23 protein-coding genes are annotated in these 24,623 nt (G+C 69.6%); 18 read left to right on the top strand and 5 right to left on the bottom strand.

All coding sequences use genetic code 11. The annotated features are described in order from the left end of the window. The first annotated feature begins 11 nt into the window (after nucleotides 1-11). The 17 genes from HUA78_RS08390 to HUA78_RS08310 all read left to right on the top strand — a co-directional run bounded on the left by HUA78_RS08390 (nucleotide 12) and on the right by HUA78_RS08310 (nucleotide 18,515). Entirely contained in the window at nucleotides 12-437 is a 426-nt protein-coding gene (locus tag HUA78_RS08390; protein WP_174454118.1) for a VOC family protein, read from the top strand. A gap of 16 nt (nucleotides 438-453) precedes the next feature. After that, nucleotides 454-801: a helix-turn-helix transcriptional regulator gene (locus HUA78_RS08385; protein ID WP_174465448.1), complete on the top strand. Its 348-nt coding sequence runs from the start codon at nucleotides 454-456 to the stop codon at nucleotides 799-801. Between the two features lie 19 nt (nucleotides 802-820). Further along, nucleotides 821-1,303 carry an SRPBCC domain-containing protein gene (locus HUA78_RS08380; RefSeq protein WP_174465447.1) on the top strand — a complete coding sequence of 161 codons (483 nt, stop codon included), beginning with the start codon at nucleotides 821-823 and terminating at the stop codon, nucleotides 1,301-1,303. 88 nt (nucleotides 1,304-1,391) lie between these two features. After that, nucleotides 1,392-2,414, top strand: a complete 1,023-nt coding sequence (locus HUA78_RS08375; RefSeq protein ID WP_141641973.1) for a hypothetical protein — start codon at nucleotides 1,392-1,394, stop codon at nucleotides 2,412-2,414. Nucleotides 2,415-2,730: 316 nt separating this feature from the next. Beyond that, nucleotides 2,731-4,344 (top strand): hypothetical protein, encoded by a 1,614-nt coding sequence (locus HUA78_RS08370; RefSeq protein WP_174460859.1) that lies wholly within the window; start codon nucleotides 2,731-2,733, stop codon nucleotides 4,342-4,344. A gap of 221 nt (nucleotides 4,345-4,565) precedes the next feature. Continuing rightward, nucleotides 4,566-6,464: a Hint domain-containing protein gene (locus HUA78_RS08365; protein WP_174454122.1), complete on the top strand. Its 1,899-nt coding sequence runs from the start codon at nucleotides 4,566-4,568 to the stop codon at nucleotides 6,462-6,464. A gap of 139 nt (nucleotides 6,465-6,603) precedes the next feature. Further along, complete coding sequence (locus HUA78_RS08360) at nucleotides 6,604-8,133, top strand: hypothetical protein (protein WP_174476032.1); 1,530 nt, start codon at nucleotides 6,604-6,606, stop codon at nucleotides 8,131-8,133. Between the two features lie 55 nt (nucleotides 8,134-8,188). Further along, nucleotides 8,189-9,121 (top strand): thiamine-phosphate kinase, encoded by a 933-nt coding sequence (thiL, locus tag HUA78_RS08355; protein WP_141641977.1) that lies wholly within the window; start codon nucleotides 8,189-8,191, stop codon nucleotides 9,119-9,121. A gap of 133 nt (nucleotides 9,122-9,254) precedes the next feature. Then, nucleotides 9,255-10,580 (top strand): methyl-accepting chemotaxis protein, encoded by a 1,326-nt coding sequence (locus HUA78_RS08350; RefSeq protein ID WP_217439534.1) that lies wholly within the window; start codon nucleotides 9,255-9,257, stop codon nucleotides 10,578-10,580. Then, nucleotides 10,577-11,179, top strand: coding sequence for an MmcQ/YjbR family DNA-binding protein (locus HUA78_RS08345; protein WP_174476031.1), 603 nt, complete (start codon nucleotides 10,577-10,579; stop codon nucleotides 11,177-11,179). The genes HUA78_RS08350 and HUA78_RS08345 overlap by 4 nt, the downstream gene beginning before the upstream one ends. Nucleotides 11,180-11,194: 15 nt before the next feature. Further along, the gene (locus HUA78_RS08340; RefSeq protein ID WP_141641980.1) at nucleotides 11,195-11,617 is read left to right on the top strand and encodes a chemotaxis protein CheW; all 423 of its coding nucleotides are present in this window, start codon (nucleotides 11,195-11,197) and stop codon (nucleotides 11,615-11,617) included. A 75-nt stretch (nucleotides 11,618-11,692) separates the two neighbouring features. Next, nucleotides 11,693-12,061, top strand: a complete 369-nt coding sequence (locus HUA78_RS08335) for a response regulator (protein ID WP_015352829.1) — start codon at nucleotides 11,693-11,695, stop codon at nucleotides 12,059-12,061. Nucleotides 12,062-12,111: 50 nt separating this feature from the next. Beyond that, a complete protein-coding gene (locus HUA78_RS08330) occupies nucleotides 12,112-14,580 on the top strand; it encodes a chemotaxis protein CheA (RefSeq protein ID WP_174476030.1) in 2,469 nt (822 codons plus the stop codon). After that, on the top strand, nucleotides 14,577-15,176 hold the full coding sequence (locus tag HUA78_RS08325; protein WP_174454127.1) for a chemotaxis protein CheC: 600 nt from the start codon (nucleotides 14,577-14,579) through the stop codon (nucleotides 15,174-15,176). The genes HUA78_RS08330 and HUA78_RS08325 overlap by 4 nt, the downstream gene beginning before the upstream one ends. A gap of 24 nt (nucleotides 15,177-15,200) precedes the next feature. Beyond that, a complete protein-coding gene (gene larB, locus HUA78_RS08320) occupies nucleotides 15,201-15,953 on the top strand; it encodes a nickel pincer cofactor biosynthesis protein LarB (RefSeq protein WP_141641983.1) in 753 nt (250 codons plus the stop codon). Between the two features lie 5 nt (nucleotides 15,954-15,958). Then, the gene (larC, locus tag HUA78_RS08315; protein ID WP_174460865.1) at nucleotides 15,959-17,131 is read left to right on the top strand and encodes a nickel pincer cofactor biosynthesis protein LarC; all 1,173 of its coding nucleotides are present in this window, start codon (nucleotides 15,959-15,961) and stop codon (nucleotides 17,129-17,131) included. Between the two features lie 115 nt (nucleotides 17,132-17,246). Then, nucleotides 17,247-18,515 carry an SH3 domain-containing protein gene (locus HUA78_RS08310; RefSeq protein WP_174476029.1) on the top strand — a complete coding sequence of 423 codons (1,269 nt, stop codon included), beginning with the start codon at nucleotides 17,247-17,249 and terminating at the stop codon, nucleotides 18,513-18,515. A 66-nt stretch (nucleotides 18,516-18,581) separates the two neighbouring features. On the opposite strand, the gene HUA78_RS08305 is transcribed toward HUA78_RS08310, so the two are convergent. From HUA78_RS08305 to HUA78_RS08290, 4 genes are all read right to left on the bottom strand, one after another. Beyond that, a complete protein-coding gene (locus tag HUA78_RS08305; RefSeq protein ID WP_141641986.1) occupies nucleotides 18,582-19,292 on the bottom strand; it encodes a hypothetical protein in 711 nt (236 codons plus the stop codon). Continuing rightward, entirely contained in the window at nucleotides 19,289-20,857 is a 1,569-nt protein-coding gene (locus tag HUA78_RS08300; protein WP_174476028.1) for an AAA family ATPase, read from the bottom strand. Before HUA78_RS08300 ends, HUA78_RS08305 begins: the two co-directional genes overlap by 4 nt. Before the next feature lie 78 nt (nucleotides 20,858-20,935). Further along, nucleotides 20,936-21,709 carry a VOC family protein gene (locus HUA78_RS08295; protein ID WP_174454131.1) on the bottom strand — a complete coding sequence of 258 codons (774 nt, stop codon included), beginning with the start codon at nucleotides 21,707-21,709 and terminating at the stop codon, nucleotides 20,936-20,938. A 125-nt stretch (nucleotides 21,710-21,834) separates the two neighbouring features. Beyond that, nucleotides 21,835-22,848: a Gfo/Idh/MocA family protein gene (locus HUA78_RS08290; RefSeq protein ID WP_174476027.1), complete on the bottom strand. Its 1,014-nt coding sequence runs from the start codon at nucleotides 22,846-22,848 to the stop codon at nucleotides 21,835-21,837. A gap of 436 nt (nucleotides 22,849-23,284) precedes the next feature. Between HUA78_RS08290 and HUA78_RS08285 the strand changes: the two genes are divergently transcribed. Beyond that, nucleotides 23,285-24,001 carry a DUF2238 domain-containing protein gene (locus HUA78_RS08285; protein WP_174460867.1) on the top strand — a complete coding sequence of 239 codons (717 nt, stop codon included), beginning with the start codon at nucleotides 23,285-23,287 and terminating at the stop codon, nucleotides 23,999-24,001. Here the strand turns inward: HUA78_RS08285 and HUA78_RS08280 are convergent. Next, the gene (locus tag HUA78_RS08280; RefSeq protein WP_174454134.1) at nucleotides 23,988-24,485 is read right to left on the bottom strand and encodes a hypothetical protein; all 498 of its coding nucleotides are present in this window, start codon (nucleotides 24,483-24,485) and stop codon (nucleotides 23,988-23,990) included. The genes HUA78_RS08285 and HUA78_RS08280 overlap by 14 nt on opposite strands. Between the last annotated feature and the right edge of the window lie 138 nt (nucleotides 24,486-24,623).

Genomic DNA, 24,623 nt, shown 5'->3' with positions numbered 1-24,623 from the left:
GGAGATCCGCCATGAAGAAGGTTCCAGAGGGCTGTGCGCGCATCACCCCCGGGCTGTTCTACGTGAATGCTCCGGCCGCCATCGACTGGCTGGAGCGGGCCTTTGGCTTCCAGACGCGGCTGAAGGTGGAGGGAGGGCCGGGCGTCATCGTCCACTCCGAGCTCGTCTTCGGCGAGGGCGTCATCATGTTGAGCTCGCTCAGCGCGAAGTACCCGGGGCGCACGCCGGCCGCGGCGGGAGGCACCAGCGCCGCCTACCTCATGCTCTACGTGGATGACGTGGACGCGCACTGCGCGCGGGCGAAGGCCGCGGGCGCGAAAATCACCCGGGAGCCGGAGACGACGAACTACGGCGACGACTACTGGACGGACCGGGGCTACGGCGCGGAGGACCTGGAGGGCCACGCGTGGTGGTTCGCCCAGCGCATGAAGGGCTGAGCCCCGAAAGCACACCATGGGAGCCGCCCGACGTCTCGACGACACCTTCGCCGCCCTGGCCGACCCCACCCGCCGTGGGGTCATCGACCTGCTGCGCGAGCAGCCCCTTCGCGCCGGAGAGCTGGCCGCCGCCTTCGACATGTCTCCCCCCGCCATGAGCCGGCACCTGCGTGTCCTGCGCAAGACGGGGCTCGTCCAGGAGGACGCCGTGGAGGACGACGCTCGCGTCAAGCTGTACCGGCTGAGGCCGGAGCGCTTCTCGGAGCTGCGCGTGTGGCTCGACGAGGTGGAGGCCTTCTGGGGCGAGCAGCTCCAGTCATTCAAGGAACACGCCGAGCGCACGCGCGCGAAGAAGCGGCCATGAGTCCCTCGCGAGGCCCGACATGACGACCGAGCAGATTGCCCGCGTGACGACCTTCCTGGAGGTGGAGCCAGAGGTCGCCTTCACCGTCTTCACCGAGGAGACCAACCTCTGGTGGCGGCGCGGGCCACGCTTCCGGGGCTCCCACGCGGCCGACAGCGTGGTGCGCTTCGAGGGAGGCGCCGGAGGCCGCTTGATCGAAGAGGACGGCGCCGGCACCTTCGAGATTGGCCGCGTGCTGACGTGGGAGCCCGGCGCGCGGCTCTGCTTCGAATGGCGCGGACGCAACTTCGCCCCAGGCGAACTCACCCAGGTGGACGTCCGCTTCGAGCCCTCCCAGGGCGGCACCCGGGTCGTCCTGGAGCACCGGGGCTGGGAGGCCCTCCGTCCGGACCACCCCGTCCGCCATGGCCAGGACGTCCCGGCCTTCCTCGCGATGATGGGGATGTGGTGGGGCGGCCTCGCCACCAGCCTGCGCTCCCAGGCGACACCCCGCGTTGAATGACTGCCTGAAAACCGCCCTGTCGTAGAATTATCGTAATGCCCACTGCGAGTGTGTATGCTGTTGGAAGTTGAACGCAGGGGGGACAGTCATGGCGGAGAACAAGTATCGACACTGGAACGGTGTCTTTCTTTGGGTGCTGCTGCTGGGGCTGGGATGCACACAGTCCCCCGGGGGTGGAGCCGGCGCGGAGCCGGTGGCCCCGGAGAGCCTGGTCACCCAGGAAGCCCGCGTGGTCACGTCTTCCTACGTGGACCTGCGGCTGCGCGTGGGCCGGGGCGTGGCGGTGGGCCGCACCTGCGGCGCGGCGAACGAGGTGACGCCCGCCTGCGGGGGTGGCAGCGGACCTGACCTGAGCTTCCACTTCATCGCCCCGTATGACGGCAGCTACACCTTCGTCACGGACCCGCTCGACACCACCGACTACGACACGGTGGTGCAGGTGACGGACTGGCACAGCAGCGCCTCGCTGGGCTGCAACGACAACGCCTCGGCCTCCACGCTCACGTCCTCCGCCATCCTCAACCTGGCGCGCAACCAGGAGGTGCGCATCACCGTGGATGGGAAGAACGGCTCCTGCGGCCGCTTCATGCTCAACATCCTCGTCGTGGAGTCCACCTGCGGCCCCTGCAACACCCCACCGGGGCCCTGCTTCTCCCCCTATGGGAGCTGCTCGGGGGCGACGTGTGTCTACACGCCGTTGACCGCCGGCGCCGTCTGCAACGACGGCAATGCTTGCACCCTCAACGACAAGTGTGGGGCGACGGGGAGCTGTGTGGGGACGACGGTGAGCTGCAACAGCGCGCCCGGCACCTGTTACGCCAGCCCCGGCACCTGCAACCCCGCCACGGGTGCGTGTGGCTACGCGGCGCGGCCGGCGGGCACGGCGTGCAACGACGGGGACTCCTGCACCCAGGGGGATGCCTGCTACGGCGGTGCCTGCTACGGCGGCGACCGGGTGTGCTGCCCCAATGGGGTGCTCTGCAACGGCGGGTGCTGCGCGCAAGGGGACTACTGCATCGGGGGGACTTGTCGGCCCATGTGCCTGACGCAGAACGTGGTGCGCACCCCGGAGAACGACATGCTCCCCGCCTGTCCCATGGAGCTTCAGTGACATTCCTTGCGTACCGGTGAGACGCGCCGGTGCGTACGGATTGAACGCGACATTGTCTTTGTCTCGCATCCTCCCGCGTGCCGGGAGGACGCGCCCGGCGTACCGCCCGGACGCGAGGGGTGTGCAGTCTTGACGCACCCAGGGTCAAAGGCTCGCGTGTCGTGGGGAATACTTATGTGTGTACGCATGAGCTGGCTTATGTGGGTATTGTGGTAATTCCGATGATGTCTTGTAATTATTTGTTGAATGCTTCATAAGGGCGCGCGCTGCACAGAAGCGGTGAAACCAGCTGTGTCAATTCGAAGAGGGGGAGCACATGGACAAGCGCGTGCGGCGCTCGTGTCTTGCTTTTGCATCGATTCTGGCTCTTGCGGGCTGTAGCACGCAGGAGGACTTGCTGGAGGCGCCGGAGGAAGCCCCGCCCGCGCGGACCGCTCCACTGCACTCCGAGCGTGGCGGTATCGGCCTGCTGCACGAGTCCGGTGACAAGTCCCAGATGGCCACGGTGACGGTGAACACGTTCCGCTCGCTCATCGTGACGGAGACGGCCATCGTCAACAACTTCTCCATGCGTGAGGTGTTCGACCAGCTGGCCGCGCAGAGCGGTGTCGCGGGCCTGACGGGCCTGGCCATCTACCGCCAGCTCTGGGACACGCAGAACGCGCGGCCGGGACTCAACCAGGGCCAGCACTGCAATGACCTGACCTCCAGTGGTCAGCCGGTCTTCAACAGCTTCCCGTACCAGTGCCGGACCCAGGAAGGCTCGCAGGCCAACCAGGACCCGTTCACCAACCCGGCTTCCGCCAACGCCTACAAGGCGGTGGGCCTGTTCAACCGCTTCGACCTGGCGCCCGCGGACGGCGCCAACTGCGGCGAGTACCGCATCATCTTCGCGCGCAAGTCGGGCGAGACGAACATCCTGTCGCGCAACTTCATCATCTTCGAGGCCGTGCTGCCCAACCCCCACCCGGAAGAGGGGCTGGATGGCTGCCTCCCCGTGGCGGAGTTCTGGCACCGGCTGACGGCCAACGCGGACCCCGCGTCGCGCACCCAGCAGCTGCGCAACTTCTACTTCACGGGCCTGCCGGGCTTCCGTCCCGTCGTCCACATCGACAACTACGGCGCGGACCCGGCCACCATCGCGGGCCAGATTCGCACCAACCAGTTCATGCAGAGCAACTGGCTCCTGCGTGAGTTCAAGCTGCAGAAGACCTGCGCCTCGGGCACCTGCACCTCGCTCAAGGCCATCATCTCCACGGACAAGGTGAACCCGTTCGGCGGGCTGTTCAACCCGAACTCCACCCACGCTCGCGCCGCGGACTTCCGCTTCTTCTTCGCGACCCAGGTGGAGGCGCTGGCCCGCAACGACATCAACCTCTTCAACATGGACGTCCAGGACCAGTTCAACGGCGGCCAGAGCGATGCCCAGGGCGGAGAGAACAACTACACCGGCCAGTTCGGCAACAACGCGTCCGCGCTGCGCACGCTGATTCAGGGCGAGCTGGACCGCATCGGCAGCACGCTGACGCCGGTCAACATCGTCAACCGCGCCAAGGCGCTGTCCTGCGCCGGCTGCCACGACCTGAGCAACAGCAACGGCCTGGGCGGCGGCCTGACGTGGCCCAACTCGCTGGGCTTCACCCACATCAGCGAGCTGACGGAGGCGGGGCCCGAGGGCACGCGCTTCCGCATCTCCCCGGCGCTGGAGAACGTCTTCCTGCCGCACCGCAAGGCGGTCTTCGAGGAGTACCTCAGCCGTCCGCGCCCGTGCCACAACGTGTGCAACCCGGGCAATCCCATCGCGACGCACTGCTCGCCGTGCGCGGCGTCCGTGTGCGAAGGCGACCCGTTCTGCTGCACGGGCAGCTGGGACGTCATCTGCGTGGACCAGGCCCAGGACGTCTGCGGTCTGTCCTGCAACGCGCTGTAGCGCGGAGTCTTCCGGTGTCCCGGTTGGCGGTCGTCGCACCCCCACGTCCGCCGGGGCGCCGAGCAGTCCCGTCGTGAGCGGGCATGGGCAGGTGCCCCATGCCCAGGGGGTCAAGGGCTCTCTCCTCGTTGGTGAGGAGGGGGCCCGTCTCAAGAGAAGTCATCGGATGCGTTGTGGTTGTCGTTGGCAAAGGCAGTCCACTGCAGCAGAGGGGGTTACAAATGAAGCCGTACTCGCGTTTCTCGGTGCCTGTTTCCGCGGCCCTGCCGCTCGTCGCGCTCGCGACGTCAGCCTGGGCCGGGCCGTTGCGCTCCCCGGACCGGGGGTTGGACCGCGCGACCCTGGTGGAGGACTCGCAGTACATGCGCCGTGTCCTGGAGGAGAAGTCCCGGGGCGCGACGGGTGAAGCCGTTGCCATCGACCTGGCGGACCCGGGCCAGTACCGCTTCGTGATGAACCGCCTGCGTGGCTCCGGCAAGACGGCCACCAACTCGCCCAAGCTGTTCCAGCGGCTGGGACTGGCGCGCGAGAAGGCCCTGGCGCTCAAGGCCTCTGGCAAGGAGGCGGAAGGCGCGTCCCTGGTGAACAACTGGGGCTGTGACCACTTCCTCAACCTGACCCGCGGCGTCACCGCCGGCGCGGTGCGCGTCTACGAGAGCAACCCCTGGGCCGCGTGTCTCAACGGCGCCAGCTACGTGTACACGGACATCGTGGCCTTCAACGCGAACAACGCGGAGACGGACACCGCCGTGGTCGACTCGGCGTCCGGTGAGGAGTACGCCGCCGGCCAGAGCTTCGACGACGTCATCGTCCGTCCGGCCATCCCGGTGAACCAGGACCGGCAGGTCATCCTCGACTCGATGATGATCGCCATGAACGAGAACACCGGCGAGGAGGTCGTCACCTTCGTGCGCGGCCAGTCCAGCACGACGACGGGCGGCGCGGACCTGTCGCTGGAGCACCCGCGGCTGTCGGTTCCCACGAGCATGAAGCTCAACACGGAGCTGTGCCAGATGCGCGGCGGCATCGACTGTGACTACGCCGCGGTGGGCGCCACGCTGGCTCCCTCGGGCGGCAGCACGCCGGCGAGCATCGCGCTGCGCAACACGACCGTCACCACCAGCTGGGTGGGTGACGCGGCCAACAACTTCCCGGTGACGGCGCCCTGGAACTTCACGCACATCTACATCCCCACCAAGTTCACCTTCAACGCGGGCAGCAAGAACGGCGTCGCCTGCCTCATCAAGGAGATCCTCCCGGGCTCCAAGGTGCGCATGGTGAAGCCCGTCACGGGCGGCACGTGCATGAGCCAGGCGGACCTGGTCCCCTCGCTGACCAGCTCCATCAACAGCCAGACGGCCACCGTCAAGCTGCTGGCGGACCTGTCGCGTGAGACGTCCATCGCCGGCACCGGTACGGAGAACTGCAGCACCCAGACGGTCCTCAACCAGGCGGTGGAGTACGTCATCACGGTGAGCACCAAGGTGAACTGCGGCACCCCGGCGAACACGGTGGCCACGGTGACGGTGCGCATGCTGAGCGACGCGCGCTATCGCTATGGCGTCATGGTCTACAACAGCTGCATGGCCGAGGGCACGAAGGTGGTGCTCGCCGACGGCACCATCGCCAACGTGGAGGACGTCAAGCGCGGCGCCCGCATCGTGACGAACGCCAAGGGCGAGACGCTGACGGTGACCGACGTGCAGACGGGTGGCGAAGTGGAGCCGATGGTGAACCTGCGTGACGACAAGGGCCACGCGGTCAGCCTCACCGACAGGCACCCCGTCATCATGGCGGACGGCAAGGCCGTGGCCGCTGGCACGCTGAAGGTCGCTGACCGCGTCAGCACCCGCGACGGCGTGGCCACGCTGACCTCCGTCACCCGCGAGAAGTACGCGGGCAAGGTCTTCAACTTCAACCTGGGCACCAAGGAGGAGCTGGCGCGCGCGGGCAAGGGCTCCAACACGCTGTTCGCCAACGGCTTCCGCGTGGGCGACAACGCGATGCAGGGCGAGCTGACGGCGCCCGTGGCCGACTCCCGCCCGGTGCTGGAGCGTCTGCCGGCCTCGTGGCACCAGGACTACGCGCGCTCCGCGTCGTTCGTGGCCGGCCAGCGCTAAAGCGGCTGCTCGTGGTGAAAGAGCTTCCGGGCTTCTTCCCTTGAAGAGGCCCGGACCCGGCGCCCCACCGACGGCTCGTCCGACGGTGGGGCGTCTGTTTATCGAGTCAACAGTCAAACCGGCAGTGGCAGGAGGGCGGATGCGAAACACGGTCGTCGTGAGCGTGCTGGTGGTGATGGGTCTGGGAGTGTCGGCCTGCGGGGAAGACCCGCCGACGCCGCCTCCTCCGAACTTCTGTCCGGAGCGCCCCGCCGCCCAGGAGCCCGTGCCGGGTCAGGCGCCCCTGCTGGTGCGCGCGCGCCCGCTGCCCCAGGCGTGGCTTGCGCGCCGCAACCTCGCCACCATGACGGCCTTCACGCGCGCCCAGGACCCCGGTGAGCCAGGCGTGGAGAGCCGGGCCTGGTGGGCCTCGCCCTGCTTGATGGGCACGCCGGGCCTGCAGGTGGCGACGCCCCGGGTGGCGGTGGCCGACGATGGCCGCGCGGTGACGGTGTGGACGGAGAAGGACGGCCTCGACGAGCGGCTCTGGTTCAGCGAGTACGTGCCCCAGACGGGCTGGACTCCCGCCGAGACGGTGGGCCTGTCGCGCGAGTTCCCGGAAGACGCGCTTCGGGTGCGTCAACCGCAGGTGGTCGCCGACACGCAGGGGCGCTCGCTCGCGGTGTGGCTGCAGAGCGAAGGCTCCGGGGCGGCGCAGCTCTGGTACTCCCGCCACGCGCCGGGGGAGGGGTGGAGCAAGCCGGACCGCGTGTTGTCGCGCTCGCTGGGAGACGCGACGTACCTGGAGGTCTCTCGCGACGCGGCGGGCACCGTCACGGCGGTGTGGACGCAGTTCGACGGGGACACGCTCAGCGAGAATGTCTGGTTGACGCGGGGCTCGCCCGAGACGGGCTTCGAGGACGCGCGCCGCATCGACACGCCGGTGCCGGGCTTCTCCCTGGAGCCGCAGGTGTCCGTCAGCGGTGACGGCCACGCGGTGGTGGGCTGGTACCGGTTCGACGAGATGGAAGGCATTGGCATGGCCTGGTTCAGCCGGTGGACGCCCGCCGAGGGGTGGAGCGCCGCGGAGCGCACCAGTCCGGACGGCGTGGACAGCTTCTACGCGGAGCCGCTCGCGGGCCCGGGTGGCGCGGTGCTCGCGCTGTGGAGCGAGCTGGGCGGGGTGAACGTGGAGCTGTGGGCGCGGCCCTTCGTGCCCGGCACCGGCTGGGGCGAGGCGCAGCGAGTGGAGGAAGCGCTGGGCAGCTCCGGCGCGGCCCAGGCCAGTCAGGAGCAGGGCGGACGGGCCATGGTGGTCTGGCCCCGCGCCCGTGCCTCCTTCACCCGGCTGTCCGCCCAGGCCTATGACTTCGCGACGTACGGCTTCCGCGAGCGGCGGGACGTGGACGCGCAGCCCCTGACGCTGGGACACGCCACGGACCCGCAGGTGGTGTCCCTGAGCCGCAACCAGGCGCTCGTGGTGTGGTCGCACGAACTGGAGGGCGGCCATCGCGTCGCGACGAGCCGCTACACCGCCAGCCAGGGGTGGGGCAGGGCGCTGCTGCTCGACACGGCGCCGTCCGCGCAGAGCGGCTTCCCCCGGCTCTCCGTGGGCCCCACGGGCGTGGGCGTGGCCACGTGGCTGCACGGCGGCGAGGTGCCGGGCCTGGGCGTCAGCGTGTTCCAGTAGTCGCCGCGCACGCGCGCGTTGCCTGGAAGCGGCGGCTGGTCTTTCCTGCCGGGCGATGCCTGGTGAGTTCGACTTCATCCGCCGCTTCCTGCACCACTTCCCCAAGGCCCGCGTGCCGGTGGGGCCGGGCGATGACTGCGCGGTGCTCGCGCCGTCGCGCGGCGCGCTGTGTGTCACCACCGACGCCGTGGTGGAGGACGTGCACTTCACCCGCGCGGGCTTCTCCCCGGCGGACATCGGCCACAAGGCCCTGGCGGTGAACCTCTCCGACGTGGCCGCCATGGGCGCCACGCCGCGCTGGTTCGTCTGCGCGCTCGCGCTGCCTCGAGACTTCCCCGCGGCCCACCTGTCTGGAATCGCCCGGGGCATGGCCGCGCTGGCGCGCGAGCACCGCGTGGACCTGGTGGGCGGCAACTTCACCTCCGCGCGCGAGCTGTCCGTCACCATCACGGCCACGGGCGAGCTGTCGCGTCCACCGCTCACCCGCTCGGGTGCCCGGCCCGGGGACTGGCTCTATGTGTCCGGCACGCTGGGCGACGCGAGGCTCGGCCTTGCCCACTTGAAGGCCGGCTTGAAGCGCGGCGCCGCCGTTCGCCGCCAGCGCCGCCCCGTGCCGCGCGTGGCCCTGGGCCAGCTCGCCTCGCGCTTTGCGTCCGCTGCGCTGGATGTTTCCGATGGGCTTGCACAAGACCTGGGTCACCTGTGCACCGCATCGGGAGTGCGGGCGGTGGTGGAGCTGGCGCGTCTGCCCATGTCCGCGGCGGTGCGGCGGGAGCTGGGGCCGGAGGGGGCGCTGGCGGGAGGCGAGGACTACGAACTCTTGCTGGCGGTGGCGCCGGGGCGCGGGCGGGCATTCGAGCGGGCGTGTGCTCGCGGCGGGCACGTCGTCACGCGCGTGGGCGTGCTGTCAGAGGGCGCGGGGTGGGTGATCCACGATGAAGCGGGACGCGCGGTGCGCCGGCCGGGCGGGTTCGACCACTTCCGGTAGCATCCCAGGTGGATTGACCCTGTCCGACAGCAAGGCTAAACCCAAGGCGCTTCCGCACCACCCCCGAAAGCATCCCGTGCGCCGTCCCCTACGTGACGACACTGCCCCTGGCCTGACCCCTCGCCGCGAGCCCATGCAGCGGCTCCTTCGCGCCGTGGAGGGTCCCCGTGCGACCAAAGAGGTCTCCCTCCGCCAGGTCATCTTCAATGGCTACGTCATGCTGGGGCTGGTGCTCATCGGCTGGATGTTCCTGGCGGACGCGCTCTTCAAGGACGTGTTCCCCCAGCTCGCGGCGTGGAAGGACGGAGTGCGGCTGGGCGTGGGGCTCCTGCTCACCCTCACCGCGGCGTTCCTGCTGCCTTCCTGGTTGGTGCGCATCACCCGCGTGAAGGTGCTCAGCCGCTCCGCCTATGAGATTTCGCAGGGAGACCTGTCCAAGCCGGTGGCCGCCGAGGGTGGCCGCACGCGCGACGAAATCGACGAGCTGACGGGCGCCATCATCCGCATGCAGGAGAACCTGCGGGAGCTGGTGGGCAAGATTCAGGAGACGGCCAAGAGCGTGGCGGACACCGCCATCGACCTGCAGCGCTCGGCGGAGAACGTCAACGGGTCCACGGAGGAAGTGGGCTCGTCGATGAACATCATCGCCGGGGGCGCGGAGTCGCAGTCGCAGCTGGTGTCCAAGGCGTCCAAGGTCATCACGGAGATGGCCAGCAGCATCCAGCGCGCGACGGGCAGCGCGGAGGACGCGGCGCGGACCACGGCGGAGACGAGCAGCGCGGCGGAGGACGGCTCCAAGGCGGCGCGGCTGGCCGGCGACAAGGTGAAGAAGGTCTTCAACCGAATCGAATCCGCCAGCCAGCAGGTGTTCGCCTTCGGCGAGAAGACGCAGGAGATTTCGAAGATTGTCGACGCCATCACCCAGGTGGCGCAGCAGACCAACCTCCTGGCGCTCAACGCGACGATTGAAGCGGCGCGCGCGGGTGAGTACGGCCGCGGCTTCGCGGTGGTGGCCGACGAGGTGCGCAAGCTGGCGGAGAGCGCGGGCCGTTCCGCCGAGCAGATTTCGAAGCTGGCGCGGGACATCTCCGGTCAGTCCACCTCCGTGGTGAGCGCCATGAAGGAAGGCATCGCGGAGCTGGCCGAGGGCCGCGAGGACCTCACCAACATCGTGCGCAGCATGGGCGCCATCACCGACACCATCCGCAAGGGTTCGGAGAAGGTGCACCTCATCTCCGAGAGCACCCGCGAGCAGCACAAGGGCAGCGAGGAGATGGTGAAGGCCATCGAGGAAATCAAGCTGGTGGCGCGCAACAACGCCGCGTCCACGGAGGCCATCCAGTCCGTCATCCAGGAGCAGACGGCCGCCGTGTCGCGCATGACGTCGCTGGCCAGCGAGCTGACCAACCTGTCCGTCGAGCTGCAGAGCGTGGTGCGCAGCTTCCGTCTGGGGCCATGAGCAAGTCCTCCGCTTCGTCGTCCGATGCCGCCCTGCGCGCCGTGGAAGTCCGTCTGCGCGAGGTCATGCTGGCGTTTCCCCACGTCACCGAGGAGTTTCCGTGGGGCCACCGCACGGCCAAGGTGCGGGGGAAGATGTTCGCCGTCCTCGTCCTGGACGAGCAGGGGCTGACCGTCACCATCAAGCTTCCCCAGTCCCACGAGGCGGCGCTGATGCTCCCCTTCGCCGAACCCACCGGCTACGGCCTGGGCAAGAGCGGCTGGGTGACGGCGCGCTTCGCCCCCGGTGAGGTGGCCCCGGTGGAGCTGTTGTCCCTGTGGGTTCACGAGAGCTTCCGCGCCGTGGCGCCCAAGGCGGTGCTCGACGCCGTGGACGGTGGCAAGCCGCCGCGTTCGTCCCAGGTGAAGAAGTCCACCCCGGCCAGGAAGAAGGCCGTGTCGGTCGGGAAGAAGCCCACGTCGGCCGCGAAGAAAGTCGCGCCGGCCGCGAAGAAATCCCCGCCGGCCGCCAGGAAGACGGTGGCGAAGAAGGCGGCGCCCGGGGTGAAGAAGCCCCGCACGGCGCGGCGCGCCACCGCGTCCCGCTCAAAGCAAAGCTGATACAACACGACCTCTGTGCGGCACGTCATCTTCCGGGTGGAGAAAGAACGCTACGGGCTGCCGCTGTCGGCGGTGCGGGAGGTCGTGGTTCCCCCGGAGAAGTTCACGCGGGTTCCGCGTGCGCCCCCGGCGATAACGGGGGTGATGAACCTGCGGGGCCGGGTGGTGACGGTGGTGGAGCTGCGTCAGCTCCTGGGGTTGCCGGACGGTGCCACGCCGCCGTCCCGCGTGGTTCTTCTGGACCGGGGCCGGAGGGATCTGGGACTGTTGGTGACGGACGTGGATGGAATCGAGGCGGTGGAGCGGGTGAGCACGGCACCGGGCAAGTCGACGCCGGCCATCCGTGGCGTTGCTCGGCTGGGCGGGCTGGGAGTGACCGTGCTGGATCCAGAGGGACTGGACGCCGCGGTGGTTGCCTTGTTCACCCATTCCAAGTGAGTAGCCCCCTGGAAAGCGCGGGTGATAGTGTCCGCGCTCCTCTAGGCTAGGCGATTCGGAGGCGGAGTTCTTCACATGGCTAAGCGGGTCCTGGTCGTCGACGATGCCATCTTCATGCGCAACATGATCAAGGACATCTTCGCGTCTGGAGGGTTCGAGGTCGTCGGCGAAGCGGCCAACGGTCTGGAAGCCGTGGAGAAGTACAAGGAGCTCAAGCCTGACCTCACCACGATGGACATCGTGATGCCCTTCAAGAGCGGCATCGAGGCCACGCGGGAGATCATCAAGCACGACAGCAGCGCGGTGGTCATCATGTGCTCCGCGCTCGGGCAGGAGAGCCTGGTGATGGAGGCCATCGAGGCGGGTGCCTCGGACTTCATCGTCAAGCCGTTCCGGGCCGAGGATGTGCTGGCCGTGGTGAAGAAGGTCCTGGGAGAGGCGTGAGCGGCATCGCCTCCGGGCGGGTTCGCGACGCTTCCTGACGAGGTCGGGCCATGACGATGGACATGTCCCGCTACCTGGGCCTCTTCATCTCGGAGGCCACCGAGCACCTGGAGGCGCTCGGGCGGGACCTGGTGCAGTTGGAGCGCGAAGGCTCCTCGAGCGCGGTGGACTCGATGTTCCGCCATGCCCACTCGGTGAAGGGCATGGCGTCGTCCATGGGCTTCGAGCCCATCGCCATCGTCGCGCACCGGGTGGAAGACCTGGTGGACGCCGTTCGGCAGGACCGTGGCCGGTTGGACCGGGACCTGGTGGACCTGCTGCTGAGCGCCTCGGACACGCTGCTGGCGCAGGTTCGCGCCGTCGCGGAGGGACGCCCACCGGATGACGCGTCGGCGCTGCTCGCGCAGCTGGGTGTCCGCGTCACGGCGATGACGGGCCATGCGCCCACCGCCACCCGCGTCGCCAAGGTCACCGTGCTCAAGCCGGAGGGCTCCGACAACGGAGAGGACCCCAGCTCGGGCTCGTCGGGCAGCGGCGGTGCGTCCGGCTCTGGTTCGTCGGGCACCGGCGGCGCGTCCGGCTCTGGCTCTGGCTCTGGCTCGTCGGGCAGCGGCGGTGCGTCTGGCTCTGGCACGGGTTCGTCGGGCAGCGGCGGTGCGGGCTCCACGGGGTCCACTCCTTCGAGCACGCCCGAGTCAGGCTCCGGTGGTGGCACGTCATCGGGGACGTCCGGGAGTTCGACTCCCGCGCCGGACACGTCGTCTGGCGGAACACCGGGGCCGGGCTCGCAAGGCACGACTCCTGGCAATGGCTCTCAAGCCTCGGGCGCCGTCGCGCCGGACGCGCCACCCCCGCTGACGGCTCCGGAGACCGGAGTGGGAGGCGTGCGGGAGGTGCTGGGAATCGGCGCGCCTCCGTCCTCCGGCAATGGCATGGCGTCCCCGGCGACGCCGCCCGTGCTCCCCGAGACGCTGGTCGCGGACCTGGGGACGGCCCTCAAGGCGGCCTCCACGGGAGTGCTTCCCGACGACCGCGCCACCCAGCGCTGGGCGGTGCGGCTGCGCATCTCCCCCACGTGTCAGGTGCCCGGCGTGCGGGCCTTCCTGGTGCACAAGCGGCTCACCACCCTGGGCACGCTGGTGGACCTGCGGCCCGCGCTGGAGGAGCTGAAGGCCGGGCGCATCCCGGACGGCTACATCCAGTTGGAGCTGGAGACGTCCGTGGGCGAGGCGGGCATCCAGTCCTCGCTCAAGAACGTGGCGGAGGTCGACGTCGTCTCGGTGAAGCTGGCCGTGGCCGTCCCGGTGCCGGTGGTCGTCCCCACGACGACGGCCGAGGGGGGCCGTGCGACGGGAGACTCCTCGGCGCGCACGGTGCGCGTGCGCACGGAGCTGCTCGACTATTTCCTCGACACGGTGGGCGAGCTGATGCTCGCCACGGCGCGCCTGCGCGAGGTGGGCAAGGTGCTGCCGGAGAACGTGCGGCCCGTGCTGGACGAGGGCGTCTACCGGCTGCACACGCTGGTGAAGGACCTGCACGACAAGGTGATGTCGGCGCGCATGACGCCGCTGTCGCTCATCACCGACCGGCTGCCCCGCGCGGCGCGCGACATCGCCCGCCGCAAGGAGCGCGAGGTCGACCTGGTCATCACCGGCGCCGAAATCGAGCTGGACCGCGCCATCCTCGACGAGCTGGCGGACCCGCTGTTGCACCTCTTGCGCAACTGCATCGACCACGGCCTCGAATCCCCCGAGGAGCGCATCGCCGCGAAGAAGGGCCCGCGCGGGCGCGTGCTTGTGGCCGTCAAGCGCGCCAGGGACCGCGTCATCCTCGAGCTGGAGGACGACGGCCGGGGCATGAACCCCGCGAAGCTGAAGGCCGCGGCGGTGGCGCGCGGACTGCTCCCTCCGGAGGTCGCCACACGGCTGACGGACCGGGAAGCGTTCATGCTGTCGTGCCTGCCAGGGGTGTCCACGGCGAAGGACATCACGGACATCTCCGGGCGGGGCGTGGGCATGGACGCCGTCAAGCGCGTGGTGGAGAGCGTGGGCGGCACGCTCGAAATCGACAGCGAGCCGGGCCGGGGCACGCGCTTCACGCTGCGGCTGCCGCTGACGGTGGCGGTGGTGCACCTGCTGCTGGTGGAGGTGGGGGACGAGGTGTTCGGCCTGCCCATCGCCAAGGTGGTGGGCGCCACGGAGGCGGACGGCGACGCGCTCAGCCGCAGCCGCGAGACGGCGCTGCTGCCGCATGGCAACTCGCTGTTGCCCGTGCATGCGCTGGACACGCTCGTCGGGGTGCCGTCGCCGGGGCTGCGGGGTGTGCGGCCCTTCGTGGTGATGGAGGGTGACTCCGGCCGGGTGGCGCTGGGCGTGGACCGGCTGCTGGGGCAGGAGGAAGTGGTGCTCAAGCCGCTGTCACGGCCGCTGGATTTGTTGCCGGGACTCTCCGGTGTGACCATCCTCGGGAGCGGCCGTCCGGTCTTCATCCTGGATGTGCCGAGGTTACTGTCCGCGTGAGCTTTCCCCTCCCCAGCGACGCGCAGCTCGATGCCCTGCGCGAGGTGGCCAACATCGGCTGTGGCCATGCCGCCAACGCCCTCTCCCGCCTGATGGGCGGGCGCCAGGTCGACCTGTCCGTCCCTCGGGTGGTGCTCACCGGCCCCTCGGACGCCGCGGGGTTGCTGGGGGGAGACGCGCCCGCGGTGGCGGCCTGGCTCTCCATCACCGGCGCGCTGCGGGGCGTGTTGATGCTGGCGATGCCGCTGGCGGATGGAACGGCGCTGGAGACGCTGCTCTTGGGCGGGCAGGGGGCCGGGCAGGCCGAGCGTGACAGCGCGGTGTCGGAGGCCGCCAACATCGTCGCGAGCGCCTGCCTGTCCGCCATCGGCAAGCTGACGTCGTGGCGACTGATGCCGTCGGTGCCCACGCTGCGCAGGGACACGGCGCGAGCGCTGGTGGACGCGGCGGTGTCCCAGGTGGAGGGCGATGCCAGCCGCGTGGTGGTGCTGGAGGCGCGCTTCATGGCGGCGGCGACTCCGCCGGTGAGCGGGCAGCTGCTCCTGGTGCTGGAGCGGGACAGCTCCCGGGCGCTCCTGGCGCGGCTGGGCGTGTAGCCCGTTTCGGAGTAGACGGGCCCCATGGATGAGAAGGCGCTGAAGCAGCTCCTGGGGAGCGTGAAGTCGGGCCGCGTCTCGGTGGACGCCGCCGTGGGCAAGCTCAAGGATTTGCCCTTCGCGGAGCTGGGCTACGCGACGCTCGACACCCACCGCAACCTCCGCTTCGGTTTCCCCGAGGTGGTGCTGGGCGAGCCGAAGACGGTGGAGCAGCTGTTGGGCATCGTCGGCGCGCTGGTGGAGCGCAAGCAGACGGTGCTGGTGACGCGGCTGCAGCCGGACAAGGCCGAGGTCCTCGTGTCGCGCTTCCCCAAGGGGCTGTACCACCCGGTGGCGCGCATCTTCCATCTCAAGCAGGGCAAGGTGCGCTCGGGCAAGGTGGCCATCGTCACCGCGGGCACCAGCGACATCCCCGTGGCGGAAGAGGCCGCGGTGACGGCCGAGGCCATGGGCGCGGAGGTGCGGCGCGTCTACGACGTGGGCGTGGCGGGCATCCACCGGCTGTTGCGGCGCCGGGAGGAAATCCAGGAGTGCCACGTCGCGGTGGTGGTGGCCGGCATGGAAGGGGCGCTCGCGAGCGCGCTGGGGGGGCTCGTGGGCATCCCCGTCGTCGCGGTGCCCACGTCCGTGGGCTACGGCGCCAACTTCAAGGGCCTGTCCGCGCTGCTGGCGATGGTGAACTCGTGCGCCTCCAACGTGGCGACGATGAACATCGACAACGGCTTCGGTGGAGGCTTCTACGCGGCGCTCGTCTCCCGCACGAAGGGACGGCGGTGAGCCCCATGCGACGCATCCTCTACCTGGAGCCGGTGGGCGGCATCGCCGGGGACATGTTCCTGGCGGCGGGCATCGACCTGGGGCTCAAGCCCGAGGCGATTGAAGCCGCGCTGCGGGGCCTGAGCGTCCCAGGGTGGAAGCTGGCGGTGAGTCGCGCCGTGCGCCACGCCATCAGCGGCACCCACCTGGATGTGGTGTTGGACACGCGCGAGGCGCATCCGCACCGCGCCTATGCGGACATCCGCCGCCTCATCGAGTCCGCGTCCACGCTGTCGCCTCGCGTGAAGGAGCGCGCGCTCGCGGTGTTCCGCGCCATTGGCGAGGCCGAGGCCAAGGTCCACGGCGTGTCCATCGACGACATCCACTTCCACGAGGTGGGCGCGGTGGACTCCATCGTCGACATCTGCGGCGCGGCGGTGGTGCTGGAGTTGTTGGGCGACCCGGAGGTCCACGCGGCGCCGCCTCCTTTGGGCAGCGGCTCCATCCGCGTGGCGCATGGCACCATGCCCATTCCGGTGCCGGCCACGCTGGAGCTGTTGCGAGACGTGCCCGTGCGCTTCGAGGGCGTGGGCGAGCTGACGACGCCCACTGGCGCGGCGCTGCTCAAGGTGCTCGCGCACATTGGCCACCCTCCCGACTTCATCGTGGAGAAGGTGGGCTACGGCGTGGGCACCAAGGACTTCAAGGACAGGCCCAACGTGCTGCGTGCGTCCCTGGGCCGCATGGAGGCGACGCGCTCGGAGGGGCTGTGGGTGGTGGAGGCCAACCTGGACGACGCCACGCCCCAACTGCTGGGACACCTGGTGGAGCGGCTGCTCGCCGTCGACGCGCTGGATGCGTGGGTGACGCCCGTGGTCATGAAGAAGAGCCGCCCCGGGCACCTCTTGAGCGCCCTGGTGGAAGGCGGCCTGCGCGACACGGTGGTGGACACGCTGCTGCGCGAGTCCACCACGCTGGGCGTGCGCTACCACCGCGTGGAGCGACAGGCGCTGGAGCGCGACTGGGTGGAGGTGGAGACGCCTTGGGGCAAGGTGCGCGTGAAGCGCGGCCTGCGCGACGGCGCCGTCCTCAACGCGCACCCCGAATTCGAGGACTGCCGCCGCCTCGCGGAGGCCGCTGGTGTCCCGCTCAAGCAGGTGGTCGCCGCGGCCCTGGTGGCGCTCAGCCAGCGAAGCTGAGCCGCGGTCCTCCAGGCTGTGTAAGGCCCCCCCGGCCAGATGACGGATGAACCGGGGGACATGGTCATGCGAAAACATTCTTGCTAGTTTGTTTCTGGCAAGAGGGGGAAATTCCATGACTGATGCAATCCGTAGGAGCCTGGGGCCTGTCATCCGGACGGTGGGGAACGTCGCCATCGAGAAGACGGTGCCGCCGCCGCTGCAGCAGGTGGCCAAGGCGGCCATGAACTTCGCGGTGTCGTCGTTCGAGCAGGCCCGACCCGCCCGCGCGCAGGTGTCGCTGGAGGTTCCGCCGCCTCCCGTGACGAACGCGTCGGTGCAGGGCAACGACAGGCTGGAGGTGGGGGACAAGCTCCAGGTGGAATCAGGGATTGGGGTGAATCTGCGGGAGCGCCCGTTGGCGAGCTCCAGGGACCTTGGCGGCTTCAGGAACGGGGAGCGATTGGAGGTCATCGCGCCGCCGCAGGGCTCGCCAGAGCAGGCCGGCTTCGTCTACGTGCGCGGCCCCGATGGGAGCACGGGCTGGGTGAGCACGTCCTTCACCCGGGAGCTGACGGAGGCCGAGGCGGCGCAGGCGCCCGTGGCGGTGGGGACTCCCAGCGACGAAAACACGGCGGCCTCGGCGGAGTACCAGGACGTCTACGTCGACCAGTTCGGCGCCGAGGGAGACGTGGGCGGCGACGGCGAGAACGCCAACTGCGGTCCTTCAGCCACCCTCACGGCGCTGCGCAACGAGGGCCTGGAGATTCCGCCCATCCCCGACCTCGTCACCACGCACGGTCAGGACACCACGGGCGCGGAAGTGCAGGCGGTGCGCTACTGGGGCAATCACGAGAACGACTCCGGCGATGACGGTGTCAGCACGAATGACCAGGGCGAGGTCGTCTACGCATTGGGGGAGAACGGGAGCTACACCGGCACCACGGACATCGAGCACGCGGTGACGGCCGCGGGCGGCACCTTCTACCGGCCGGCGGCGAATCCGGGGGCCATCGCGGATGCCATTCGCGACGGCAGCACGGTGGTCATCTCCGGCTCGTTCTACGAGTACTCGACGGCGACAGACCTGACGCCCGAGGCGTTGAGGGCCCCCGAGGGTCGCGTCTACGTGGACGACAACGGTGACTTCCTCCCCGACGAGACCGCGCCGGGTGAGTACACCCTCGCCACCGAGAAGAAGAAGGACACCTGGACCCAGGGCGGTGGCGCCATCGAACACTTCGTCGCCGTGGTGGGCGTGACGGACGAGGGCAACTTCATCGTGTGTGACCCCGCGCATCCCTCGAAGGCGCCCATCGAGGTGTCTCCCGAGAAGCTCGATGCCTTCATGCGTGGCAACCGCAGCGCCATCGCCATCGACGGTCCGACGACCGAGGCCTCGTAGTCTCAAGGAGTCCAGGTCCGGGGTGCCGCCCTTCGCCAGTTCGGGTGGCGCGGGCACCCCGGCCGTTCATCGCCAGCGCCTGAACCGGCTCCGCCACGGTGTGAACAACAGGGCGAGGAGGAACATCATCCCGATGCCCACCCAGCGCACGTCGCCCGGGCCGAAGCGAAGCAGTCCGAGCGTCACCCCGACATAGGCCCCCATGGCGAGGCACCGCGCGAACGTCGAGGGCAGCAGGGCCAGCAGCCCGGTGCCCACGGTGGAGTGACGCGCGAAGAGGCGCCACGCGCCGTGCTTCTGCTCCTCCGCGCGCAGCTTCCCCAGGAGGAACGCGTAGCGCTCCGAGTCCTCGCGGCGTTCCTGCTCCAGCCGTTGGAGCGCGCCCTCCCGCTCGACGCCGAGCTGCTTCGCGCGCTGCTCCCGGTGCTCGCGCGCGAGCTGCTCCCTGTAGGCGAGCTGCTCGGGCGTCCCCAGGTCCGCGCCGCACTGCTGGCAGTGTTTCGCGAAGCGGCCGTTGTTCGACGCGCAGACGACGCAGCGGGGAAAGTCCGGCCCGTCGTCTTCCGAGCTGTCGGGCCGCTGCTCCAACACCACCGGGGCCTGGGCCTTGAAGCGCTCCAGGTGCGCCTCGGGGACCTCGCCCTGGGGCAGCGCGCCGCGCTCGGCGATGTCCTCGAAGCGGCGCCCTCCGTCTTGAAGCTGGGGTGGCAGCTCCCGCTTCGCGCGCTCGCCCCGGTCCTTCTCCAGATGGAGGAAGCGCGACAGCTTGGAGCTCATGTCGCCCTCTGGGGCAGGGTCCTCCCGGACGAGGCCGGACGCGTGCGGCCTCTCGCCCAGTCGCGCAGCCGGCGAATCTCGTCGTGCATCGTCACCGACAGCGGGAAGGTGTCCTGGATGGTGCGCACCAGATGCCGCTGGGCCAGCTCGGTGTCCTCCGCGAAGGCTTCATAGAGCCCGGCCACCACCACCTGCTCGATTTCGGCGCCGCTGAAGCCCGCGGTGAGCGTGGCCAGCTCCTCCGTCGAGAAGCCCTCTGGCTCCCGCTTCCTCCGTCGCAGGTGGATGCGGAAGATGGCCTCGCGCTCGGCCTGCTCGGGCAGGTCGATGAAGAAGATTTCGTCGAAGCGTCCCTTGCGAAGGACCTCCGGCGGCAGGCCGTCGATGCGGTTGGCCGTGGCCACCACGAACACCGGCGCCGTCTTCTCCTGGAGCCACGTCAACAGCGTGCCGAAGACGCGCGCGGACACGCCGGTGTCTCCCGCGCCGGAGGAGGCCACGCCGGACAGCCCCTTCTCGATTTCGTCCACCCACAACACCACCGGCGCCACGCTCTCCGCCACGCGGATGGCCTTGCGCAGGTTCTCCTCGGAGGAGCCAATCAGCCCGCTGAAGATGCGGCCCATGTCCAGCCGCAACAGCGGCAGGTTCCAGTGCGCGGACACCGCCTTCGCGGTGAGGCTCTTGCCACAGCCCTGCACGCCCAGGAGCAGGAGGCCTCGGGGTTCCGGCAGGCCGAACTGGCGGGCCCGCTCGCCGAAGGCCGCGGTGCGCTGGCTCAGCCACCCCTTGAGGTTCTCCAGCCCTCCCACGTTCCCCAGCGACTCCTCGGGCGGGTAGTACTCGAGCAACCCGCTCTTGCGAATCACCTGCCGCTTCTCGTCCTGGATGCGCTTGATGTCCTCGGGGCCCAGCTTGCCGTCATGGGCAATGGCCTTGGCGAAGGCGTTCTCAGCCTCCGCCATCGTCAGCCCGAGCGCCGCCTTGATGAGCTGGTCGGCGTGGTCTCTCGACAGGTCGATGGTCGCCTTGTTGGTGCGCCGCACCACCGCGACAATCTCTCTCAAGAGCTGGAGCAAGTCGTTGTACCCGGGCATGGGCACGTCGATGACGGAGATTTCCTTCTCCAACTCCACGGGGATGAGCAGGGTGGGCGACAGGAGGATGACGGTGGTGAAGGTGCTCTTGAGGAAGTGCGCCAGTTCCCGCAGCGCGCGCACCACGCCCCGGTCCTCGAGGTAGGGATGGAAGTCCTTGAGCACCACCAACGCGGGCTCGCCCAGCTTCTCGATGGCGGCCATCGCGTCGATGGGATTGCGCGTGTCCTCGGGCAGGGGCGCGGTGCGCGAGGTGCCCATGCTGCGCAGGCCCCGGGTGATGGACCAGGTGAAGAGGGCCTTGCCGTGTGCGCGCGCCAGCTCCGCGAGGATGGCGTCCACGCGGTGCTCCTCCCACGACACCAGGTAGAGCAGCGGGTAGCGAGCCCGCACGAAGATGTCGAGCTCCTCGAGCCACGGCTCGGCGGGACGTGAGACGCGGGCGCTGCCGGGGGAGAAGGACGACATTCGTCCAGTACTCTAGTGGGCACCGCGCGGAAGCGAAAACGCGGATGCCCACGGGAGTGGCGTGCGTCCGACAGGGCTCTACGCGGGCCGGCTCGGCGCGATGAGGGTGAAGGCCGCCCCCACCGGGTCCGTCACCACGGAGTAGCGACCATGGGGCGAGTCGGTGGGCTTCACGTGGACCTTGCCGCCCAGCTCGGTGACCTTGCGCACCGAGGCGTCCGTGTCCGTGACGGCGAAGTAGTTCATCCAGTGGGGTGGCAGGTCGGCGGGCCACTGCGCGGTCATCTGGAGCACTCCGGCCACGGGCTCGCTGCCTTTGTCGAGGGTCCAGTAGTCCATGCCGAGGTCCAGCTTCTTGGCCTCCAGGCCCAAGAGGGCGGAGTAGAAGTCCTTCGCGCGGATGCCGTCGCGGGTGTTCACCTCGTGCCAGGCCATGGTGCCGGGCTCTCCCACGAGCTGCGCGCCTTTGTGCCCGCGTGATTGCCAGAGCCCGAAGCTCGCGCCCGTGGGGTCCGTACAGAAGGCGAGCCGGCCCGCGTCGAAGACATCCATGGGGGCTATCGCCACCTTGCCTCCCAGCTTCTCGGCGCGCTGGACGAAGGCATCCACGTCATCCGCCTCGAAGTAGACGCTCCAGGCGGTGGGGTAGGGCGCGTCCTTGGGCTTCAGGCCGATGCCGGCCACCATGCGGCCGTTGAGCTGGCACATCGAATAGAACCCCGACTCCTCGGGACCGATGAGGTAGGTCCATCCAAACAGCGCGCTGTAGAAGGCGCGGGTCCGTTCCAGGTCGGGCGTCGTCAGGTCCATCCAGGTGGGCGTTCCGACCGCATGCGCTTCGACTGTCGGCATGTCGTGCTCCTTCATGGGGTGGGGCTTCGTGCGGGTGAAAGGTAGCCACCGCCGGGGAAGTCGCGCGTGCCACCTTGCCTGCTCTGTCTGTCCGGAGGGAGTGGGCCCTTGTCGCGGCGTGTCCTTCACGCCGCCGAGGAGGAAGGCACGTGGACCCTCCGGCCCTCTTCGTTGGAGAGGAGCGCCGCCGCGATGACCTCCTGGACGATGGCGCCGTCTTCCACCGTGGCGAGCCCGTCGCGGGGTGCGCCGCGCAGCAGGCCGAGGAATCGGCGCGCGCCTTCTTCGTGGGCGCGGGCCCAGGGCTCGGGCTCTGCAGGTCGGGGCTCGATGCCGGGGGCGAGGTCCTTCCAGGTGCCTTGCTCGAAGCCGCGTACGGGGGAGATGCACCAGCCTCCGCGCGAGGGCACGTAGCCCCCGGAGAAGCCCACCTCCCAGCCGTGGCCGAGCAACGTCCATCCACCGTGAAGGCCCGGCTCCGGACATGCGGCATGCGTGAGCACCAGCACGGCGCCGGAGGAGAGTCCCACGTGCAACGCGGCGGTGTGCACGGGCCGGCCGGAGAGCGAGGCCTGCACCCAGACAGGCGCGTGTCCTGTCAGCCACAAGGCCGCGTCGATGACGTGCGACAGGCCGCCCCAGTCTCCGGATTCGCCCGTGCGGGGCGCGTCGGGTGCATCGTCTCCGACGGGCGTGAAGCCATTGCGCAGCGTGAGGACGAGGTGGCGCACGGAGCGTCCACGGAGCCAATGCTTCAGGGCGCGAAGGGGCGGCAGCATGCGGTAGGGGAAGTTGACGGCGCTGGGCGTCGGGGTGTCGTGGGCGTGGCGTGCCACGAGGCGTGCTTCTTCGACGGTGCGAGTCAGGGGCTTCTCGCAGAGCACCGCGCGTCCGGAATCCAGGGCGGCGAGTACATGGGTGGCGTGCAGTGCGTCTGGGCTTGCCACGACCACCGCGTCCACGGCGGCGCACAGTTGATGCACGTCCGTGGTGGCCAGGGGAATGCCTTCCTGCTCGGCCGCGATTCGGGTGGCCACGGGGTCGCGTCCGCACAGGGCCGCGACATCCGCACCCGCAGCGCGGAAGGCGCCCACGTGCATGCGCCCCCACTTCGTCCCGATGATTCCAATGCGCGCCATGGGGGCGCAGCCTGCCAGAGACCGAGGTCCGAGCGTGTACCCACGCTGATGGAAGAGCGCCCTCACGGTGTCGACCAGCGAAGCGAGGCCCTTCGTGTCATGCCTGACTGAGCCGTGCTGGCGAGCAACTGGCGTGAATGCCACCGCTGCGGACATTCGAGCCCGTTGGGTACAGCCCTCATGTGTCGGCCAGCGAAGTGAGGCCCTTCGTGTCATGCCGTGCCGGCAAGCACGGGCCGAGCAACTGGCATGAATGCAGCCGCTGCGGCCATGCCAGCCCGTCCGATACGACTCTCACGGTGTCGCCCCGCGAAGCGAGGCCGTTCGTGTCATGCCGTGCCGGCACGCATGGGGCGAGCACGCCTCCGCTGGGGACATGCGATGCTGTGCGCGGCCCGGCCTTCACATCCGGGCACGCCCGAGACGAGGCCCCTTGATGCAGCCCGCGGTTTCCCTGTCCTCGACGCCCTCCGCCGACTTCGTCGCTCCGTACTTCGCTCCCGTGCGCGGCACGCGAGAAGAAGCCCGGGTACCGCTGGTGCTCGCAGGCGTGCTGGCTCCCATCCTCATCGCCACGTTGCTGTTCAGCCCGGAGGGCCCGCTCAACTGGCTGCTCGAAGTGGGCCCAGGCCTCATCGGCATGGTCGTCCTGGCCGCCACCTTCCGCCGCTTCCCCATGTCTCGCTGGGTCTACGTCTGCGTCTTCCTGCACGTGCTCGTGCTGACGTACGGCGGCTACTACACCTATGCCCTCACGCCCCTGGGCGACTGGGCGCGAGACACCTTCCACCTGTCGCGCAACCCCTATGACCGGCTGGGGCACTTCGTTCAGGGCTTCTTCCCCGCGTTCATCATCCGCGAGGTGCTGCTGCGCGCCACGCCCCTGCGGCGCGGCGGTTGGCTGAACTTCCTCACCGGCTCGGTGGCGCTGGCCATCAGCGCCTCCTACGAGCTGCTGGAGTGGTGGGCCGCGCTCGTGTTGGACCCCGAGGGCGGCGACAAGTTCCTCGGCTCGCAGGGCGACATCTGGGACGCGCAGTGGGACATGTTCCTCGCCCTCTGCGGCGCCACCCTGGCCATGGCCCTCTTCGGCCGTGCCCACCTGCGAAGCGTGGAGCGACTGGTGGCGCGCGCGAAGCTCACATCCACTTGAGCGAGTAGCGCCGCACGGTGTGCCGAGGCGTCATCTTCGCCTCGGTGACTATCTTCCCGAACCCCATCAGGAAGCCGCGGAACGTCCCCAAGAGCAGCGGCGCGGGAAGGCGCGAGCCGCTCTCCAGCTCCGCCGCCAGGGGCATGAAGGCCACGGTGCGCGTGCTGTCCGTCGCGGGCAGGTCCTTCACCAGCGCGCGCAGCACCAAGTCGAAGTCGCTGAACACCTTCTCCACCGAGTCGAAGCCCTTCGCCCGAGCCAGCGGCAGCGTGCGCATCGCCGAGCGCTGGGCGATGGCCTCCACCGCCCTGTCTCCCAGCGCCGCGTGCAGCTCCCCCGTCATGCGCACGTAGTCCTCCCACGCGTACCACGTGTCGTCACGCATGCTGTTGATGGTGCGCTGGTGCGCTGGAAAGCGCGAAGACGCTGCCGTCATCGCGCCGAGGATGGCCTTGAACCAGGCGCCCTGGATTTCGCCGGACATGAGTTGCTCCCCTGACTGGAGAGCACTCCACCCGCGTGGCCCCTCGCGAACCAGAGGGCCCCCCACGCGGGCGTGCACGGCACGACGCTCGCGAGCGTCGAGGACAGGTCTTCCGTCTCCCGGTGGATGCTCCGCGCG

The organism is Myxococcus sp. CA033, from assembly GCF_013336625.1.
Taxonomy (GTDB): Bacteria; Myxococcota; Myxococcia; order Myxococcales; family Myxococcaceae; genus Myxococcus; species Myxococcus llanfairpwllgwyngyllgogerychwyrndrobwllllantysiliogogogochensis.
This window is presented reverse-complemented; position numbering and strand designations above follow the sequence as displayed.

Excerpts from the sequence above, each read along its gene's own strand:
- HUA78_RS08295 (WP_174454131.1), bottom strand. The coding sequence starts at position 21,709 with ATGCCGACAGTCGAAGCGCATGCGGTCGGAACGCCCACCTGGATGGAC.
- HUA78_RS08375 (WP_141641973.1), top strand. The coding sequence starts at position 1,392 with ATGGCGGAGAACAAGTATCGACACTGGAACGGTGTCTTTCTTTGGGTG.
- HUA78_RS08380 (WP_174465447.1), top strand. The coding sequence starts at position 821 with ATGACGACCGAGCAGATTGCCCGCGTGACGACCTTCCTGGAGGTGGAG.
- HUA78_RS08385 (WP_174465448.1), top strand. The coding sequence starts at position 454 with ATGGGAGCCGCCCGACGTCTCGACGACACCTTCGCCGCCCTGGCCGAC.
- HUA78_RS08345 (WP_174476031.1), top strand. The coding sequence starts at position 10,577 with ATGAGCAAGTCCTCCGCTTCGTCGTCCGATGCCGCCCTGCGCGCCGTG.
- HUA78_RS08280 (WP_174454134.1), bottom strand. The coding sequence starts at position 24,485 with ATGTCCGGCGAAATCCAGGGCGCCTGGTTCAAGGCCATCCTCGGCGCG.
- larB (WP_141641983.1), top strand. The coding sequence starts at position 15,201 with ATGGATGAGAAGGCGCTGAAGCAGCTCCTGGGGAGCGTGAAGTCGGGC.
- thiL (WP_141641977.1), top strand. The coding sequence starts at position 8,189 with ATGCCTGGTGAGTTCGACTTCATCCGCCGCTTCCTGCACCACTTCCCC.
- HUA78_RS08285 (WP_174460867.1), top strand. The coding sequence starts at position 23,285 with ATGCAGCCCGCGGTTTCCCTGTCCTCGACGCCCTCCGCCGACTTCGTC.
- HUA78_RS08310 (WP_174476029.1), top strand. The coding sequence starts at position 17,247 with ATGACTGATGCAATCCGTAGGAGCCTGGGGCCTGTCATCCGGACGGTG.
- HUA78_RS08360 (WP_174476032.1), top strand. The coding sequence starts at position 6,604 with ATGCGAAACACGGTCGTCGTGAGCGTGCTGGTGGTGATGGGTCTGGGA.
- HUA78_RS08365 (WP_174454122.1), top strand. The coding sequence starts at position 4,566 with ATGAAGCCGTACTCGCGTTTCTCGGTGCCTGTTTCCGCGGCCCTGCCG.
- HUA78_RS08330 (WP_174476030.1), top strand. The coding sequence starts at position 12,112 with ATGACGATGGACATGTCCCGCTACCTGGGCCTCTTCATCTCGGAGGCC.
- HUA78_RS08390 (WP_174454118.1), top strand. The coding sequence starts at position 12 with ATGAAGAAGGTTCCAGAGGGCTGTGCGCGCATCACCCCCGGGCTGTTC.
- HUA78_RS08350 (WP_217439534.1), top strand. The coding sequence starts at position 9,255 with ATGCAGCGGCTCCTTCGCGCCGTGGAGGGTCCCCGTGCGACCAAAGAG.
- HUA78_RS08370 (WP_174460859.1), top strand. The coding sequence starts at position 2,731 with ATGGACAAGCGCGTGCGGCGCTCGTGTCTTGCTTTTGCATCGATTCTG.
- larC (WP_174460865.1), top strand. The coding sequence starts at position 15,959 with ATGCGACGCATCCTCTACCTGGAGCCGGTGGGCGGCATCGCCGGGGAC.
- HUA78_RS08335 (WP_015352829.1), top strand. The coding sequence starts at position 11,693 with ATGGCTAAGCGGGTCCTGGTCGTCGACGATGCCATCTTCATGCGCAAC.
- HUA78_RS08290 (WP_174476027.1), bottom strand. The coding sequence starts at position 22,848 with ATGGCGCGCATTGGAATCATCGGGACGAAGTGGGGGCGCATGCACGTG.
- HUA78_RS08305 (WP_141641986.1), bottom strand. The coding sequence starts at position 19,292 with ATGAGCTCCAAGCTGTCGCGCTTCCTCCATCTGGAGAAGGACCGGGGC.
- HUA78_RS08300 (WP_174476028.1), bottom strand. The coding sequence starts at position 20,857 with ATGTCGTCCTTCTCCCCCGGCAGCGCCCGCGTCTCACGTCCCGCCGAG.